The 16,988-nt window shown below is 61.5% G+C and carries 16 protein-coding genes; 11 read left to right on the forward strand and 5 right to left on the reverse strand.

From position 1 onward, the window contains the following. The first annotated feature begins 10 nt into the window (after positions 1-10). From nuoI to arfB, 10 genes are all read left to right on the forward strand, one after another. On the forward strand, positions 11-511 hold the full coding sequence (gene nuoI / locus LHAB_RS10010) for an NADH-quinone oxidoreductase subunit NuoI (protein WP_369814113.1): 501 nt from the start codon (positions 11-13) through the stop codon (positions 509-511). 37 nt (positions 512-548) lie between these two features. Beyond that, positions 549-1,199: an NADH-quinone oxidoreductase subunit J gene (locus LHAB_RS10015; RefSeq protein WP_090045889.1), complete on the forward strand. Its 651-nt coding sequence runs from the start codon at positions 549-551 to the stop codon at positions 1,197-1,199. After that, positions 1,199-1,507, forward strand: coding sequence for an NADH-quinone oxidoreductase subunit NuoK (nuoK, locus tag LHAB_RS10020; RefSeq protein ID WP_090047883.1), 309 nt, complete (start codon positions 1,199-1,201; stop codon positions 1,505-1,507). The genes LHAB_RS10015 and nuoK overlap by 1 nt, the downstream gene beginning before the upstream one ends. Before the next feature lie 7 nt (positions 1,508-1,514). Then, positions 1,515-3,548 carry an NADH-quinone oxidoreductase subunit L gene (nuoL, locus tag LHAB_RS10025; RefSeq protein WP_090045890.1) on the forward strand — a complete coding sequence of 678 codons (2,034 nt, stop codon included), beginning with the start codon at positions 1,515-1,517 and terminating at the stop codon, positions 3,546-3,548. 22 nt (positions 3,549-3,570) lie between these two features. Next, a complete protein-coding gene (locus LHAB_RS10030; protein ID WP_090045892.1) occupies positions 3,571-5,046 on the forward strand; it encodes an NADH-quinone oxidoreductase subunit M in 1,476 nt (491 codons plus the stop codon). Between the two features lie 49 nt (positions 5,047-5,095). Beyond that, on the forward strand, positions 5,096-6,583 hold the full coding sequence (nuoN, locus tag LHAB_RS10035; protein ID WP_090045895.1) for an NADH-quinone oxidoreductase subunit NuoN: 1,488 nt from the start codon (positions 5,096-5,098) through the stop codon (positions 6,581-6,583). Between the two features lie 10 nt (positions 6,584-6,593). Next, positions 6,594-6,896: a DUF2818 family protein gene (locus LHAB_RS10040; protein WP_090045898.1), complete on the forward strand. Its 303-nt coding sequence runs from the start codon at positions 6,594-6,596 to the stop codon at positions 6,894-6,896. Between the two features lie 24 nt (positions 6,897-6,920). Beyond that, positions 6,921-7,505, forward strand: a complete 585-nt coding sequence (locus tag LHAB_RS10045; RefSeq protein ID WP_090045900.1) for an NUDIX domain-containing protein — start codon at positions 6,921-6,923, stop codon at positions 7,503-7,505. A 12-nt stretch (positions 7,506-7,517) separates the two neighbouring features. After that, complete coding sequence (locus LHAB_RS10050; protein WP_090045902.1) at positions 7,518-8,039, forward strand: DUF1178 family protein; 522 nt, start codon at positions 7,518-7,520, stop codon at positions 8,037-8,039. A 134-nt stretch (positions 8,040-8,173) separates the two neighbouring features. Further along, positions 8,174-8,575, forward strand: coding sequence for an alternative ribosome rescue aminoacyl-tRNA hydrolase ArfB (gene arfB / locus LHAB_RS10055; RefSeq protein WP_090045904.1), 402 nt, complete (start codon positions 8,174-8,176; stop codon positions 8,573-8,575). A gap of 33 nt (positions 8,576-8,608) precedes the next feature. Here the strand turns inward: arfB and LHAB_RS10060 are convergent, their stop codons facing one another. Then, entirely contained in the window at positions 8,609-9,865 is a 1,257-nt protein-coding gene (locus LHAB_RS10060) for a GDSL-type esterase/lipase family protein (protein WP_194943152.1), read from the reverse strand. A gap of 173 nt (positions 9,866-10,038) precedes the next feature. Here LHAB_RS10060 and flgJ point away from each other — a divergent pair, with 173 nt between their 5' ends. Beyond that, a complete protein-coding gene (gene flgJ, locus LHAB_RS10065) occupies positions 10,039-11,145 on the forward strand; it encodes a flagellar assembly peptidoglycan hydrolase FlgJ (protein WP_090045909.1) in 1,107 nt (368 codons plus the stop codon). Positions 11,146-11,162: 17 nt separating this feature from the next. Here the strand turns inward: flgJ and LHAB_RS10070 are convergent, their stop codons facing one another. Genes LHAB_RS10070 through LHAB_RS10085 form a run of 4 tightly spaced genes read right to left on the reverse strand, consistent with a single transcriptional unit; the run spans position 11,163 to position 16,856 of the window. Then, positions 11,163-13,178, reverse strand: coding sequence for an acyltransferase family protein (locus LHAB_RS10070; protein ID WP_090045912.1), 2,016 nt, complete (start codon positions 13,176-13,178; stop codon positions 11,163-11,165). Further along, on the reverse strand, positions 13,175-14,689 hold the full coding sequence (locus LHAB_RS10075) for an SGNH/GDSL hydrolase family protein (protein WP_090045914.1): 1,515 nt from the start codon (positions 14,687-14,689) through the stop codon (positions 13,175-13,177). The genes LHAB_RS10070 and LHAB_RS10075 overlap by 4 nt, the downstream gene beginning before the upstream one ends. Further along, positions 14,686-15,642 (reverse strand): tRNA (adenosine(37)-N6)-dimethylallyltransferase MiaA, encoded by a 957-nt coding sequence (gene miaA, locus LHAB_RS10080; protein WP_090045917.1) that lies wholly within the window; start codon positions 15,640-15,642, stop codon positions 14,686-14,688. Before miaA ends, LHAB_RS10075 begins: the two co-directional genes overlap by 4 nt. Further along, positions 15,639-16,856: a multidrug effflux MFS transporter gene (locus LHAB_RS10085; RefSeq protein ID WP_090045921.1), complete on the reverse strand. Its 1,218-nt coding sequence runs from the start codon at positions 16,854-16,856 to the stop codon at positions 15,639-15,641. Before LHAB_RS10085 ends, miaA begins: the two co-directional genes overlap by 4 nt. Positions 16,857-16,988: the final 132 nt, after the last annotated feature.

The following is a 16,988-nucleotide window of genomic DNA, read 5'->3' on the forward strand; positions in this document are numbered from 1 at the left end:
CATGACCACAATGACTGCTTCCTCTTTCTCGATCAAGGACTTCCTCAAGAGCTTCATGCTCGTGGAGTTGTTCAAGGGCATGGCCCTGACCGGTCGCTACGCTTTCGCCCGCAAGGTGACGGTGCAGTTTCCGGAAGAAAAAACACCGCAGTCGCCGCGTTTCCGTGGCCTGCATGCGTTGCGCCGTTATGACAACGGTGAAGAGCGCTGCATCGCCTGCAAACTCTGCGAAGCTGTGTGCCCTGCGATGGCCATCACCATCGAAGCGGGCCAGCGCGAAGACGGTTCGCGCCGCACCACACGCTACGACATCGACCTGACCAAGTGCATTTTTTGCGGCTTTTGCGAAGAAAGCTGCCCAGTCGACTCGATCGTCGAGACGCACATTTTTGAATACCACGGCGAAAAACGCGGTGACCTGTACTTCACCAAGGACATGTTGCTGGCCGTGGGCGACCGTTACGAAAAAGAGATCGCCGCCGCCAAGGCTGCTGACGCTCCCTACCGTTGAACGCCGCCCAGTCCTGAACACTTAAAAAGACAGACCTATGGACGTCAAGACCGGTTTCTTCTACCTCTTCTCGGTGGTGCTGCTGTTTGCAGCTTTCCGGGTGGTGACCGCACGCAACCCCGTGCATGCCGTGCTGTACCTCATGCTGGCGTTTTCGCAAGCCTCGGCAGTGTGGTTTCTGCTCAATGCCGAATTCCTGGCCATCTTGCTGGTGCTGGTGTACCTGGGTGCGGTGATGGTGCTGTTCTTGTTCGTGGTGATGATGCTGGACATCCACATCGACACGGTGCGCAGGGGCTTTTGGAAAAACTTCCCGCTCGCCGCCACCCTGGGGGCCATCGTGGCCCTGGAGATGGCTGCTGTGCTGTTGTCCGGTTTCCGCTTGGCCGAAGCGCCAGCCATGGCCCCGGGTGCTGTGCCGGTGGACAACGCCAAGGCTCTGGGCATCCTGCTCTACACCGAATACCTGATGCCCATCCAGATCGCTGCGGCCATTTTGTTGGTGGCCATGATTGCGGCGATTGCCCTGACCCTGCGTGAGCGCAAGGACAGCAAAGCGATTGACCCGTCCGTCCAGGTCCGTGTGCGTGCGGCCGACCGGATGCAAGTGGTCAAGATGGCCCCGACCCAAGCGGCGCCTGCCCCGGTGGTGGCGGTCGAAGCAACGCCTGAAGAGGTGAAGAAATGATGACACTGACCCTGGGACATTACCTGTCGCTCGGCGCAATGCTGTTCGCATTGGCCGTGATCGGCATCTTCCTGAACCGCAAAAACCTGATCGTTTTGCTCATGGCCATCGAGCTGATGCTGCTGGCTGTAAACATGAACTTTGTAGCGTTCTCTCACTACCTCGGTGACATGCACGGCCAAGTGTTTGTGTTTTTCATCCTCACGGTCGCTGCGGCCGAATCGGCCATTGGCCTGGCGATCCTGGTGCTGTTGTTCCGCAACAAGAACAACATCAACGTGGACGAACTCAATTCGCTCAAGGGTTAACAAGAATATGAGTCAAACCCTCAACGCAAGCACGCTGCTGGCTGTGCCGCTCGCGCCCCTGGTGGGCTCGGTGCTGGCCGGTGTTCTCGGTACCCAATTCGGTGGCAACTGGATTGGCCGTCGCCTGTCCCACACCTTGACCATTCTGGGTGTGCTGGTGGCGTTCATCCTCTCGGCCATGACGCTCAAGAGCGTCATCGACGGTGCCCGTTTCAACGAGACCCTCTACACCTGGATGGTGGTGGGCGGTTTGAAGATGGAAATCGGCTTCTTGGTCGACGGCATCACTGCCATGATGATGTGTGTGGTGACCTTTGTGTCGCTGATGGTGCACATCTACACCATTGGGTACATGGAGGAAGATGAAGGCTACAACCGCTTTTTCGCCTACATCTCGCTGTTCACCTTCTCCATGCTGATGCTCGTCATGAGCAACAACTTGCTGCAACTGTTCTTCGGCTGGGAAGCCGTGGGCTTGGTGTCCTATTTGCTGATCGGTTTTTGGTACAACAAACCCACCGCCATCTTCGCCAACATGAAGGCCTTTTTGGTCAACCGGGTGGGTGACTTCGGTTTTATCCTCGGCATTGGCTTGATCGCCGCCTACACCGGCACGCTCAATTACACCGAGCTGTTTGCCAAAGCGGGCGAGTTGGCGGCCATTGATTTTCCTTGGTACGTTTTTGGCATGGACGCCATGCTGATCACCGTGATCTGCATTTGCTTGTTCATCGGTGCCATGGGCAAATCGGCCCAGTTCCCGCTGCATGTGTGGTTGCCCGACTCCATGGAAGGCCCCACGCCCATCTCCGCCCTGATCCACGCCGCCACCATGGTCACGGCCGGTATCTTCATGGTGGCCCGCATGTCGCCACTGTTCGAGTTGTCTGACGCGGCTTTGAACTTCATGATGGTCATTGGCTCGATCACCGCTTTGTTCATGGGCTTTTTGGGCATCATCCAAAACGACATCAAGCGTGTGGTGGCTTATTCCACCTTGTCGCAGTTGGGCTACATGACCGTGGCTTTGGGCGCTTCGGCCTACTCGGTGGCGGTGTTCCACCTGATGACGCATGCATTCTTCAAAGCTTTGCTGTTCTTGGGGGCAGGCTCGGTCATCATGGGCATGCACCACAACCAAGACATCCGCTGGATGGGTGGCGTGCGCAAGTACATGCCCATCACCTGGATCACTTCTTTGCTGGGGTCTCTGGCCCTGATCGGCACACCCTTGTTCTCGGGTTTTTATTCCAAGGACAGCATCATCGAAGCCGTGCACCTGAGCACCTTGCCTGCCGCTGGCTTTGCCAACTTCGCGGTGCTCGCTGGCGTGTTCGTCACCGCCTTCTACTCGTTCCGCATGTATTTCCTGGTTTTCCACGGCCAAGAGCGCTACGACCAGAACCCGGATGCACACCATGGTCACGATGACCACCACGGTCATGATGATCACGGTCACGACAAACCCCACGAATCGCCTTGGGTGGTCACCGTGCCACTGGTCTTGCTGGCGATTCCTTCGGTGGTGATCGGTTTCATGACCATCCAGCCCATGTTGTACGGTGACTTCTTCAAAGACGTGATCTTTGTCGATGCGGCCAAGCACCCCGCGATGCAGCAACTCGGCGAGTTGTTCCACGGCCCTGTGGCCATGGCGCTGCACGGTCTGAGCACAGCACCGTTCTGGTTGGCCTTGGCCGGTGTGGTGACAGCCTGGTACATGTATTTGGTCAACCCCAAGGTCCCCGCCTTCTTTGCCCGGGCCTTGCGTCCGCTGATCGTGGTCATGGAGAACAAGTACTTCATGGACTGGATCAACGAAAACATCCTGGCCAAGGGCGCTCGCGGCTTGGGCATGGGCCTGTGGAAGGTGGGCGACCGCGCCATAATCGACGGCTTGGTTGTCAACGGCTCTTGGAAAGTCGTGGGCCTGGTCTCCGGCATGGTGCGCTGGTTCCAGTCGGGCTTCCTGTACCACTACGCCCTGGTCATGATTTTGGGTGTGTTCGTGCTGATGACGTATTTCGTCTGGCTCGCTTAACGGTTTTGAGGACAAGATAAAAATGGGATTGTTAAGCCTTGCCATCTGGATGCCGATCGCTTTCGGCATCGTCTTGCTGGCCCTCGGTCGAGACAGCCAAGCCCGCGCGGTGCGCTGGTTGGCGCTGGTCGGATCGATCGCCAGTTTTGCGGTCACCTTGCCCCTGTATTCGGGCTTCCAGCTCGGCTCGTCGGCCATGCAGTTTGTCGAAAAATCCTCGTGGATCGAGCGTTTCAATGTGCACTACCACTTGGGCGTGGACGGCATTTCGCTGTGGCTGGTGCTGCTCACCGCGTTCATCAACGTGATCGTGGTCATCGCGGGCTGGGAAGTCATCACCCGCAAAGTCAACCAGTACATGGCCGCTTTCCTGATCCTGTCGGGCCTGATGATTGGCGTGTTCAGTGCCCTCGACGGTATCTTGTTCTATGTCTTCTTCGAAGCCACTTTGATCCCGATGTACCTGATCATCGGCATCTGGGGCGGCCCGAACAAGATTTACGCGGCCTTCAAGTTTTTCCTGTACACCTTGCTCGGCTCTTTGTTGATGCTGATTGCCCTGATTTACCTCTACGTGGCTTCTGGCGGCAGTTTTGATATCCTGACCTGGCACAAGTTGCCCTTGTCGGGCTCTGTGCAGACCTTGCTTTTCTTTGCTTTCTTTGCGGCGTTTGCCGTGAAGGTGCCGATGTGGCCGGTGCACACCTGGTTGCCCGATGTGCACGTCGAAGCGCCCACAGGCGGCTCGGCTGTGCTGGCGGCCATCATGCTCAAGCTGGGCGCTTATGGTTTCCTGCGGTTTTCGATGCCCATTGCACCCGATGCCGCACGCGAGTGGGGCATGTTCATCATCGTGTTGTCGCTGGTGGCTGTGGTCTACGTGGGCTTGGTGGCCATGGTGCAGCAGGACATGAAAAAGCTGGTGGCGTACTCGTCGGTGGCGCACATGGGTTTTGTGACGCTGGGTTTCTTCATCTTCAACCCTCTGGGCGTGTCCGGCGGCATTGTGCAGATGATTGCCCACGGCTTTGTGTCGGCGGCCATGTTCTTGTCGATTGGTGTGTTGTACGACCGTGTGCATTCGCGTGAAATCGCCAGTTATGGGGGGGTGGTGAATACCATGCCCAAGTTCGCAGCCTTTGCCCTGTTCTTTGCCATGGCCAACTGCGGCTTGCCAGGCACGGCCGGTTTTGTGGGCGAGTGGATGGTCATCCTGGGTGCCGTGAAGTTCAACTTCTGGATCGGCTTGCTGTCGGCTTCCGCCCTGATCTTTGGCGCTGCTTACACCCTGTGGATGTTCAAGCGCGTGTATTTGGGGCCAGTGGCCAACAACGATGTCAAGGAACTGACCGACATCAATGGCCGCGAATTCCTCATGCTGGCCTTGCTGGCTGCTGCTGTGCTGTACATGGGGGTCTACCCCAAACCTTTCACCGACGTGATGGAAACCTCGGTGGCCGACTTGCTCACGCATGTGGCCCTGTCCAAGCTGCCTTGAGCAGCGGTTTTGAACGTTTAGCCTGATTAGAAGAATTGAGAGATCACAGATGATGGACAACTCCAGCTGGATGACGGTTTACCCCGAGATCGTGTTGCTGGTCATGGCTTGCGTGATTGCGCTGGCCGACCTCTTCGTGAAAGGCCCCAAGCGCACCGCCACGTATGTCCTGACCTTGTTGTCTTTGGGCGGCGTGGCCTTGTTGCATGCCCTGTATGCCGATGCCGGCCAGACCCTTTATGGCTTTGGTCGTTTGGTGGTGAGTGACCCCATGGGCCACTGGCTCAAGTGTTTTGCCACCATCGCCGTCATGGTGACCTTGGTTTATTCGCGCCCTTATGCGGCAGACCGCGACATGCTGCGCGGCGGTGAGTTGTTCAGCCTGAGTGTGTTTGCCTTGCTGGGCATGAGCTTCATGATCTCGGGCCAGAACTTCATCGTCATCTATTTGGGCTTGGAATTGCTCACCTTGTCCAGCTATGCGCTGGTGGCCTTGCGCCGTGACCACACGCAAGCGACCGAAGCGGCCATGAAGTACTTTGTGCTGGGCGCCATGGCCTCGGGGTTCTTGCTGTATGGCATGTCCATGATGTACGGCGCCACCGGCAGCCTGGAGTTGTCCGAAGTCATGAAGGCGATTGCCACTGGCCAAGTCAACCGCCAGGTGCTGGTTTTTGGTCTGGTTTTCATCGTCTCGGGCTTGGCTTTCAAGATCGGCGCAGTGCCTTTCCACATGTGGATTCCCGACGTCTACCAAGGCGCCCCCACTGCAGCCACGCTCATGATTGGTGGCGCACCCAAGCTGGCCGCGTTCGCCATCATGATCCGCTTGTTGGTCGAGGGCATGCTGCCTTTGGCGTTTGACTGGCAACAAATGTTGTCCCTCTTGGCCATCGGTTCGTTGTTGATTGGTAACTTGGCAGCGATTGCCCAGACCAACCTCAAGCGCATGCTCGCTTACTCGACCATTGCACAAATGGGTTTTGTCTTGCTGGGCTTTGTGGCGGGCGTCATCAACGGCCAAACCACTTTGGCCGCCAACGCCTACAGCTCGGCCATGTTCTACATCGTCTCGTATGTGCTGACCACTTTGGCGGTTTTCGGCGTGATCATGCTGCTGGCGCGCCAGGGCTTCGAGAGCGAAGAAATCACCGACCTGGCGGGCCTCAACCAACGCAGCCCTCTGTATGCAGGCGTGATGGCGATTTGTCTGTTCTCCATGGCGGGCATTCCGCCCATGGTGGGCTTTTATGCCAAATTGTCGGTCTTGCAATCGCTCATGGTCTCGGGCCAAGGCTTCTACATCGGCTTGGCCATCTTTGCCGTGATCATGTCCTTGATCGGCGCTTTCTATTACCTGCGCGTGGTTAAGGTCATGTACTTTGATGAGCCGGTCACCGCCACCACCGTATCGGCCGATGCCGACGTGCGCGTGGTGTTGTCGATCAATGGTTTGTTGGTGCTGGTTCTGGGTGTCTTCCCAGGGGCCTTGATGGCGCTGTGCGCCAACGCCGTGGCCCGCATGTTGGCCATCTGAGCCCACCCCCATGTCCACCTCAACGCAAATTGCCTTTTTGGTGTTGCTGGCTTTGTTGGCGGCCAACTTGCCCTTCGCCAACCAGCGCATTTTGTTGGTGGGGCCGCAGCGCAGCTCCAAACCGCTGTTTTGGCGCTTGATCGAATTGGTGGCGCTTTACTTTGTGGTGGGCGGCATCGGTCTGGCACTTGAGAACCACAACGGACAAATCGCCCCCCAGGGCTGGGAGTTTTACGCCGTCACCGGCACCATGTTTGTGACGCTGGCCTTCCCCGGTTTTGTTTACCGTTACCTGATGCACCGCAAGCATTGAACGGCCGCTTGCCGGCCTACATGCATGTCTGACGATCATTTGATCGAGCACAAGGTGAGCCAGCAGGAATTGCTGCGCGGTCACTTTCTGCACGCTTTTCGCGACACGGTTCGCTTGCCCAACCAAGACTTGGCCACGCGTGAGTACGTGGTCCACCCCGGTGCGGTGATGGTCATACCGATGCTGGACACCCCTGAGGGCTTGCACCTGGTGCTGGAGCGCCAATACCGCTACCCGGTGGGGCAGGTCATGATCGAGTTCCCGGCAGGCAAGCTCGATGCGGGTGAAGACCCCTGGTTGTGCGCCCAGCGAGAACTCCAAGAAGAAACCGGGTACACCGCACGCCAGTGGGCGAGGGCGGGTGTTTTGCACCCGGTGATCGCGTATTCGACCGAGGCGATCGAGATCTGGTTTGCCAAAGACCTGATTCTTGGCGAGCGGAAACTCGATGCCGAAGAGTTTCTGGATGTGTTCACGGCCACGCCCACCCAGTTGATGGCCTGGTGCCGGGACGGGCAAGTGACCGATGCCAAAACCCTCACGGGTGCGCTTTGGTTGCAAAATACCTTGTCAGGCCATTGGCCACTGATTTGGCAATCCTTGCCCTGAAACACACCGCCCATGAAAGTCCTCGATCTTCAATGTTCGCAGGGCCACAGCTTTGAAGGCTGGTTTGGCTCGCAAGACGACTACGACGCGCAGCGTGCGCGTGGCCTGCTCACGTGCCCGGTGTGCAACGACAGTGAGATCGTCAAAATGCTCTCGGCTCCCCGCTTGAATCTGGGGCATGGCGTGGCCCCGAGTGCAACGCCGGTGGCAGATACCCCACCTTCCAATGCCTCGGCCTCGGCGGTGCCTGCGTCTCAAAGCCTGAGCGGCCCCAAGCCCGATTTGCCCATGGCGCCCGGTGCCTTGCAGCACATGCAAGCAGCCATGATGAACATGGTGCGCCACGTGATGGCCAACACCGAAGATGTCGGCCCCCAGTTTGCTGAAGAGGCCCGCAAAATCCATTACGGCGAACGCGAAGAGCGCAACATCCGGGGCCAAGCCACCCGAGAAGAAACCGAAGCCCTGCTCGATGAAGGCATCGATGTCATGCCCTTGCCCATCCCAGAAAACCTCAAGGGTCCGCTGCAATAAAAGCACAGCCTGTGCTTTGTGCGGGATCGTGAGGAAAATGACTGTGTGGGCGCTTGTCCCCGCCCGCGAATGACGGCCCCACCAGAGGTTCGTTCGGCCGCAGGGGAGACCGCCCACAGAGAAAAGGCTGCAACATGAAACACGCCCTGCACATCGACGACGCTGAAGTGGAGCTGAGTGCCATCCGGGCGCAGGGCCCGGGCGGGCAAAACGTCAACAAAGTCTCCAGCGCCATCCAGCTGCGCTTCGATGTGGCCGGCTCGTCCTTGCCCGACGATGTCAAGCAGCGCTGGCTGCAGTCGGGCGACAGCCGCCTCACGCTCGAAGGCGTGTTCATCCTCAAAGCCCAAAAACACCGCACGCAAGAAGCCAACCGTGTGGACGCCTGGGCACGCCTGTACGAAACGCTGGACCAATACGCCAAGGCGCCCAAGGCCCGCAAAGCCACCAAGCCGACCTATGGCTCGGTGCAGCGGCGGCTGGAGGGCAAGTCGATGCAGTCGAAGATCAAGGCTTCTCGTCAGAACAGGGACTGACAGGGTTCAGCCAACCAGCCTGGCACGTGCGACTCACCGCGGCTTGATCGGCACCACACTCGCCATGCTGCGTGCACTTTGGGTGTAACCCTCGGGTGTCAGGTGCAGCAAGTCGGCTTGCATCCAGCCTTTGGCCAACCATTGAACCGAGGCACCCGGGCCCCCCATGGCTTTTTGCCAGTGCCAGTGCACGCAGCCTTTGGAGCTGGCCAGTCGGTACTGGCTGTCGTTGATCAGGCGCAGGGTGTTGGACGATCTTTTGGCGTCCGGTGGGCCGATCAGGATGCAGCGGGCTCGAGGGTAGGCGGTTTTGAGGCGGGTGATGCTCGCGTTCAGCTGGGCTTCGTAAAGCCCGACCTTGAAGTCCGGATCCAACGATTCGTTGGTCCCCGACTGGAGCATGACCACATCGTAGCCGCCGTCCAGCGGGTCCTCTCGTTTCAGGTGGGCGGTGTCCACCACGCGCCAACCCTTGGCGGTGGCGCCGGGGATGCTGAACACATCCAAGATCACCTGGCTTTTGCCCTCGTACACCGGGGCGATGCCCGCGATGCGCAGCTGCCCGGCGATGACCCGCAGGCGCAACGTGGCAAACGGCTGATCGGCTTGCACGCGCAGGCGCTCTGGGCTGCCGGGCCCCAGGTTGACGATGGTCTCTGCCCCGTCATCGACGCGGATGCCCAGGACCAGCGTGCGCTCGGCCTGGTCTTTGGAAAAGTGGATGTCGGCCCATTTCAGACGGGTTTGGGCATCGGGGTAGCGAAAGTCCAGCCACAGGTAAGCGCCCGGGTTTTCCGTGCCCAAGTGGGCCATCGATTTGGCATAGGCTTGCGTGCCTTCGTTGGCCGATCGAAAGGCCAGACTCAGCTGCCAGTCGTCACTCAGGCAGGCTCGGCGCAGGGGGTGTCGGATGCCCTTGACGCCAAAGGTCGGGGCGATGAAGCTGGGGTGGGTTTGGGTGCGGGGCAGGCGCAGGGCCTCGAGCAGGCTGTCGGTCAAGGTGCCCGATGCCGTGTGGCTGTCGCCCCACAGGCCGATTTTGAGTCCCTGCGTGTGGCGGTGCTCGGGTGCTGTGTAAGTGGGAATGAAGCTGGATGGCTGCTGCTCTGCCGCCTGACCGGAGGTTGGCGCGTTGGCAAATGCCCGAGATTTGTGGGCCGGACAGCTGAACTCCGGCGGAAGGCTGGACCCGCTGACGCGCAGCAGCGCCATGTCCGGCGCAGCAAAAACGCCGAGCGAGCAGCAGGCCGCCAAGAGTGCAGCGGCAAATCGGGCAAAGACCGGTGTCAAAAAATGCGTCCCTTCAACCGAGTGAGGTGTTTTTGTACCACTTAGGTGTTGAACTTTTGGGGTGGTTTGGCCTGGATTTCAGGCTCGAAAATTGCTTTTTCCCCATCTGACTGTGGAATATTCGTCAATTTTTCGGTGTCCGAGCACCTCTTGTGCCGGTTGCCCATGATGCCATGACCTTGCTTGCTTTAACGCCGTTCACCCCTCAGGCGTCCGAATCATCGGACCGCTTGGTGGGTACGTCTGCGCGTTCGGGCATACAAGGGGCATTTTCTCAGACCTTGTCCCAGGTCACTCAGCCGGGCGAGGTGGTGACGGTGCGCGCGGGCGATACGCTCAGTGGTTTGATTCAAAAACGCTTGCAGACCTCGCATGCCTCGCTGCAGCTCTCGGGGGATCAGTTGTACCGGGTGGCACTCAAAGTGGCGGCAGACAACGGCATTCCCAACGCCAACCTGATTTACCCGGACCAACGGATTGATTTGTCGTCGGCCTCGACCTTGGCGATGGCCGAGGTCTTGCAACCCGACACACCCAACTCAGCCTGGGCGGGGCGCGGGGCTAACCCCACGGCACCTGCCAGCCGCGTGGCGGCCGCTTCTGGCGGGCCGGCTTCAGCAGGTGCCAAGGCATTTTTGGCCCAGCACGCCCAAGCTGCCCAACAGGCCCAGGCCAGCAGCGGCATACCGGCCACGTTCATGGTGGCGCAAGCCGCGCTCGAAACCGGTTGGGGCCAACATGAAATCCGGTTTGACGATGGCCGCACCTCGCACAACCTGTTTGGCATCCGCGCAGGTGCCAATTGGAAGGGGCCTGTGGCCGAGATCTGGACCACCGAATTCATCAACGGCGCGGCCCAAAAAGTGCGCGGGCAGTTTCGCGCCTACGGCAGTTACCAAGAGTCGTTCAACGACTATGCCCGCCTGATCAGCCAGAGCCCGCGTTATGCCAATGCCATGCGCAACCTTAGCGATCCGCAGGCCTTTGCTTCCGCATTGCAGCAAGCCGGGTATGCCACGGCGCCCAATTACGCCCAGGTGCTGTCCTCGGTCATCCAGACCACCGAGCGCATGCAAGACAGCGTGCCGGCTTTGGCCAAAACCGCTGTGCCCTCCACGGCGCAGATCCTTGGTTTGCGCAGCGGCGGTGCGTTGACTCAGGACGCTGGCCTGAGCGCTTTGAACATGTTGCCTGGTGCTGCGGCGCTGCCCATGGTGGGTTCGCGGCAGTGGCGCCAGTCGCCTTACGCCGAGCTGGGCATGCCCAAAGTGCTGCCCTGACAAGCAGGGCCAAACGCTCAGTCGCCAGGCGGGCTGGTGGTGGGTGCAGAGGTCAGTGGCGCTGCCGTCTCAGGGGCCGCAATGCCCCCTCCCGTTGTCGGGCTGACTTCGGTTGGCGTGGGTGCTGTGCCCGTTGCAGCCGCAGGCGAGGCTGGACTGACAGCTGAAATGCTGCCTTGGGTCCATGGTGGTCGTTTGACTTGCCGCAGCGTCGGCCCACTGACCATGACCTCGGGTTGTCCCAGCGCCATGCGGATCTGGTTGTAGTAAGCGTGGATGCCGACGCCCGACAGGTGGATGCCGTCTTGTACAAAGTAGTTTGGGTTGGCCTGGCCAATGGCGTGCCAATCGATCAGCCGCACATTGTCAAAGTTTTGGCTCAGCCGCCCGATCAGCTCGTTGTTCGGGCCGGTCCAGCGCCGGGCACCGTACACATTCAGCACCACCACCGTTTTGCGGTCGCTCAGTTGTTCCAGCAGAGCCCTGAACTGCTTTTCTGCCAGATAGCCATTGGTGCCCAGGTGGATGACCGTGGCGTCACCCAGCAGCGTGTCCTGGCGCAGGCTTTGCACCAGTTTCAGCCCATCGCTGCCTTGACGGCCTACTTTGGCCTCCACCGAGGCAGAGGGCAGACGGCGCAACAGGTAGGGGCCTGCACCCAGTAAAACCGAGTCGCCCACCAAGGTGACTTTCTGATAGTGGGCCCCAGGGGTTTGCGCAGCTGTGGTGGTTGTGGTGCTGGCCGGGGCGGTTCGCGACGGGTCCGTCGCCATGCTGCCCTGGGGCGCTGTGCCTGTGCCGGGCAAGCCTTTGGGGCGGGAGCTTGCAGGCCATTCCGGTTCCGTTTTCCCGTTCTGGTCGGGCGTCGTGGTACCCGGCATGAAGCCCAGAACCGCGGCATTCACCCCCACCAGTGCCGCGGCTGCCAAGGTGCTGCTGCGCCGCCAGGGCTTGGCCTGTGCATTCTGCGTCCAGCGTGATTCCACCCAGCGGTAAGAGGCTTCGGCGCACAGCAGGGTGATGGCCAGTCGGGCCGCGTTGACCCAGCTCAGCTCCAAGGCATCGGCCTGCGCCGAGGGGCGCAGCCACACCACCACCGGCCAATGCCACAGGTACAGCGAATACGACCGGGCACCCAGCCACAGCATGGGGCGGGTCGAGAGCATCCAGGCCACCCAGGTGCCTTCTCGGGTGGCCGCGCCGATCACCACACAGGTGAGCAAGGCAGCCAGCAAAAAGCCGCCTTGGTACAGGCCGGGCATGCCTTCGTGGGTTTCGGCCATGCACCAGATCAGCGCCGCCAGCGCGGTGATGCCTGCCAGGTTCAGGATTTCGTCGCTGGCTTGTGAGGCCATGCGGACTTTCCAGGGGTTCCACCAAGCGGCCAGGGCCGATCCGGCCAGCAGCCCCATCAAATGGGTGTCGGTACCCAGGTAGACGCGGCTGGGGTCGCCGCCCTCGATTTGCGTGGTGTACAGCCAGGCCATCCAGCCGGTGCTGGCCGCGGCGATCCAGCCCGCAGCCACGCCCAGACCGGTGCGGCCGGTCCGGTTCAACAACCACAGCGCCGCCAACGGCCACAGAAGGTAATACTGCTCCTCTACCGCCAAAGACCACAGGTGCTGCAGCAGGCGGGGTTGCTCGATCGCCTCGAAATAGGACTGCTGCGCGACGATCTGCCACCAATTGGACAAGTACAAAAAGGCCGCTGGCAGGTCTTCGCGCAGGCGCGGCAGCGCAGCGGGCTGAAACAGTGGCGTGAGCGGCACCATCAACAGCAGCATGACCAAGGCCGCCGGGAACAGCCGCCGTGCCCGGCGCATGTAAAACGCCGGGAAATCGATGCGCCCGGACTGGGCGTGCTCTTGCAGCAGCAGCGCCGTGATGATGAAACCCGAGACGGTGAAAAAGATGTCCACCCCCAGAAAACCTGCGGGCAAAAAATGGCCCAGGTTCAGGTGGTAGCCGATCACGGCCAGCACGGCCACGCCGCGCAGGCCGTCCAGTCCCGGTAAACGCGCCAATGCGCTCATGGTGGGGTCAGGCCGAAGTCGACCATGAAGGAGTTGGCCAATTCGCGGTAACCGGCAGGGGTGAAGTGGATCAGGTCAGGCGCCATGAGCGCCGGGCTCTTGCGTGCCCAGGTGTAGGCGCTGCCGACGCCACCCATGGCGGTTTGCATGCTCCAGGCTTGGCAGCCGTGTTGGGCGGCCAAGTCGGCCTGGATTTGCCCAATGCGTTCGTGGATGCGCGCGTACTTGAGCAACTGGGCGGTTGGGGCTGCTTTGGCCGTTTGAGGCGGGGCTTTTTGGGCGGCTTTGCTTGGCGACGCTTGCTTTTTGGAAGTCTGGTTTTTGGCGATGGCGGCCTTGGATCGCTTGGTGGCCCTGGACTTGACGACCCGAATGCCCCGGTCGCCCGGCCCGATCAGCACGCACTGCGTTTTCGGAAAGGCCCGGCGGAAATTGCCCAATGCCCGATCGAGCATGTCCCGGTAAGCGTCTTCGTTGAAGCGCGGGTCATTGCCTTCGTTGGTGCCAAAGGCGATCAAGGCCAGGTCATAGGCCTGATCGGTGAACCAAGACGACAGATAGCCCAAATCGCTGCGCACCCAACCCGCCATGGTGGCCCCAGGATAAGCAAACAAATCCAGCTGCAGCGTCGTGGCGGCGGGTGCAGTGGGCTCTGGCAGCTTCAGGCCTTGAAAGCGAAAGGCACCCTCGACCACCCGGATTTGCAAGGTGGACAGGGCCGCTCGGGTTTCCAGCAGCACGGCGTTGGGACCGGAAACCGTCTCGAGAATGACCAACGTTTCGGCTTCCCCGTCCACGCTGATGGCCAGCCGGGTGAGGCCTTTGCCATCGCCGTGGTGCAGGATCTGCAGGCCGGTGTGACGGGCCAGCCCCTGGGCGCCGCGCAGGTCCAGCGCCAGTGTGGCTCCGGGGCGTTTGGCCACCAGGCTCGTCATGCCGGGGCCTGGCGCAGCCGCAGCATCGGCGTGGGCATACGCCATCTCGCGCGCCCAGTCGCCGGACAAACAGGTTTTGCGCACCAGCGCTCGCACCCCCCCATGGCCGACGCCGGCATGGACAAATCGGCTGGTGACAGGTGCGTCGGGCGAGGCCAGTTGGCGCACCATTTGGTCGCTGAAAAAAGCCGCGGCCATGTGGCTGTCGCCCCACACGGCCATGCGCCAGCCACGCGGGTCGCCCTGCAGCCGTTGGCCGGGCAGGGCCGCTGGGGCAGTGCGCTCGGCGCTCGCCTCTTGCAGCGCTTGGGCAACCTCGTCGTCGTCGGGGATTTCGGTGGGTTCAGCCACGGGGGCACTGGGGCGCGCAGTGGGTGGCCCTTTGCGTGGGCAGACCAAGCTGACAGGGGCAGCGCCTGAATTGCTGATCTGCAGCAACTGCGTCGCCATGGGGGATGTTGTCAGGGCGGGTGTGGACCCCACCAGCGGGCTGAAGCACCACAGCATCAGCCCCAAAAAATGCAGGCTCAGGTTCAGCCGCCTGCGCTGGTCAGGACCTTGGGTCACTGGGCTCATGCGGACATCCAGGTCTGGGCCAGTGCCGTGACGGTCAAGGCCAAGGGGTGTGGGGCATCGGCTTGGACCAGGCTACGCGAAGGCATGCTGCGCAGCCAGGTGATCTGGCGCTTGGCCAACTGCCGGGTGGCAAAGATGCCGCGCTCTCGGATCTCGGCTTCACTCCAGCCCTCGTCCAGCCCCTGCCAGGCCTGGCGGTAACCCACGCAGCGCATCGAGGGCAGGTCAGGGTTCAGGTCGCCGCGTGCCCGCAAGGCCCTCACCTCGTCCATGAAGCCGGCCGCCATCATCTGGTCAAAGCGCTGTGCAATGCGCTGGTGCAGCCAAGCGCGGTCCAGGGGCTCGAGGCTGATGATGGGGATGTGCCAGTCGGGCGCGGAAGCTTTGGCGCTTTGGTGAAACGACGAGAGGCTTTGTCCGGTGGCGGTCCAGACTTCGAGCGCGCGGCCAATGCGCTGGCTGTCGCCGGGGGCCAAGCGGGCGGCAGTCTGCGGGTCCACCTGTGCCAATTCGGCATACAGGGCCGGCCAGCCGAGTTGCGCGGCGCGGGCGTGGATTTGTGCCCGTACCTCGGGGTCGGCCGGGGGCATGTCGTTCAGCCCTTCGAGCAGGGCCTTGAGGTAGAGCATGGTGCCGCCCACCAGCAGCGGGGTTTTGCCGCGAGAGCGGATGTCTTGGATGAGACCGGTGGCGTCTTTGGCGAATTCGGCGGCACTGTAGCTGTCCAGCGGGTCCAGCGTGTCGATCAGGTGGTGCGGCACGGCAGTCAGCTCTTGGCGGCTGGGTTTGGCAGTGCCAATGTCCATGCCCCGGTAGACGAGGGCCGAGTCAACGCTGATGATTTCTGCGCCGCCTTGGGGCTGGAGGCTTTCGGCCAGGGCCAGCGCTGCGGCGGTTTTGCCGCTGGCCGTGGGCCCCACCAGGGCGATGGCGTCGACGGGGCGCTGCGTCATGCGGGCTTGGCCGATGTGACCACTGGGCGGCCGTGGCGTTGCACGCCTGTCCAGGCCACGAAGGCGATGAAAACGGCGCACAGCAACAGTCCATGGGCCAGTGCAAAGACCGGCTGGTCCATGTGGGTGCCCAGCCAGCCCCCCATGAAGAAAGCGCCCAGCATCATCAAAAATCCGTTCAGGGCCGACGCCGTGCCGGCCCGGTGCGGGAAGGGCGCGACCGCGCCGCTTTGTCCGCAAGGCTGGTGCACGCCGTGTCCCAGCATGAAGATGTACATGGGCACCATCACGGCCCAAGCGCCATACCAGTCTTGGCCTTGCCCGGCATAGGCCAAAGCGGCCATGCCCACCCCGCCCGTGATCGTCAAGAGGGCGGCGATGCCCACGGTGCGGTGCACGCTGGTGCGCCGCAGCATCCAGCGGCACCAAAAAGTGCCCACGATGTAGGACAGCGACATGCTCAGCATCAGAAAGCCATAAGCCGTTTTGCTGTAGCCCATGAAGGTGACGAAGACAAACGAGGAGCTGGCCAGAAAAGTGAACAGTCCCAGGTACGAGCCGGACGACAGGGCGCACCAGGTGAGGAACACCGGGTGGCGCAGGATGTCCAGATTGGCCCGCAAGAGGGGGCCAGCGCTCAGGGCGTGCGGGTCGGGTTGGGCCAGCGTTTCTTCAAAGCGCCAGGCCAGCAAGGCCAGTGTGGCCGCACCGAACACGGCCAGTGCCAGCAGGGCGTAGCGCCAACCCAGGGTGTCGGTCAGCATGCCGCCCAGCGGGGCGCAGGCGCAGGCGATGATGCCCAGCCCCGTGAGGGCTTGCGACATGACCGTGGCACCCTGCAGTGGCTGGAACAGGTCACGCACCATGGCGCGTGCGGCCATGACCCCCGCGCCCATGGCGATGCCTTGCACCGTGCGACCGGCGATCAGCCAAGCCATGTCGGGCGCCAGCGCACAAGCCACCGAGGCCAGGGTGTAAGCGCCCATGCCCCACAGCAAGATGGGCTTGCGGCCAAAGCGGTCAGACAACGGTCCCCAGACGAGTTGCGACAGTCCAAAGGCCAGCAACAGCGCCGTGAGGGTGAGTTGCGCCTGACCCATGCCCGCGCCAAAGCCTTGGGTGATGGCGGGCAGGGCGGGCAAATACAGGTCGGTGGTGACCGGTTGCAGACCGAGCAGCAGGGCGAGGATGAGGACGATCAGTTTTGGCGACATGCTGCTTTTGCGGTGGTTTTTTCGTGAAGCGCAATGGGCGAGGCCGGTGCGCGGCTGCCCTCATACGCGCTTCGCTCGCCAAATCCGGTAGGTCCCACACCGGCCTCGCGCATTGCTGGGTGGTCGTTCAAA

Origin of the sequence: Limnohabitans sp. 2KL-27 (genome assembly GCF_001269345.1) — a bacterium.
Classification (GTDB): domain Bacteria; phylum Pseudomonadota; class Gammaproteobacteria; order Burkholderiales; family Burkholderiaceae_C; genus Limnohabitans_A.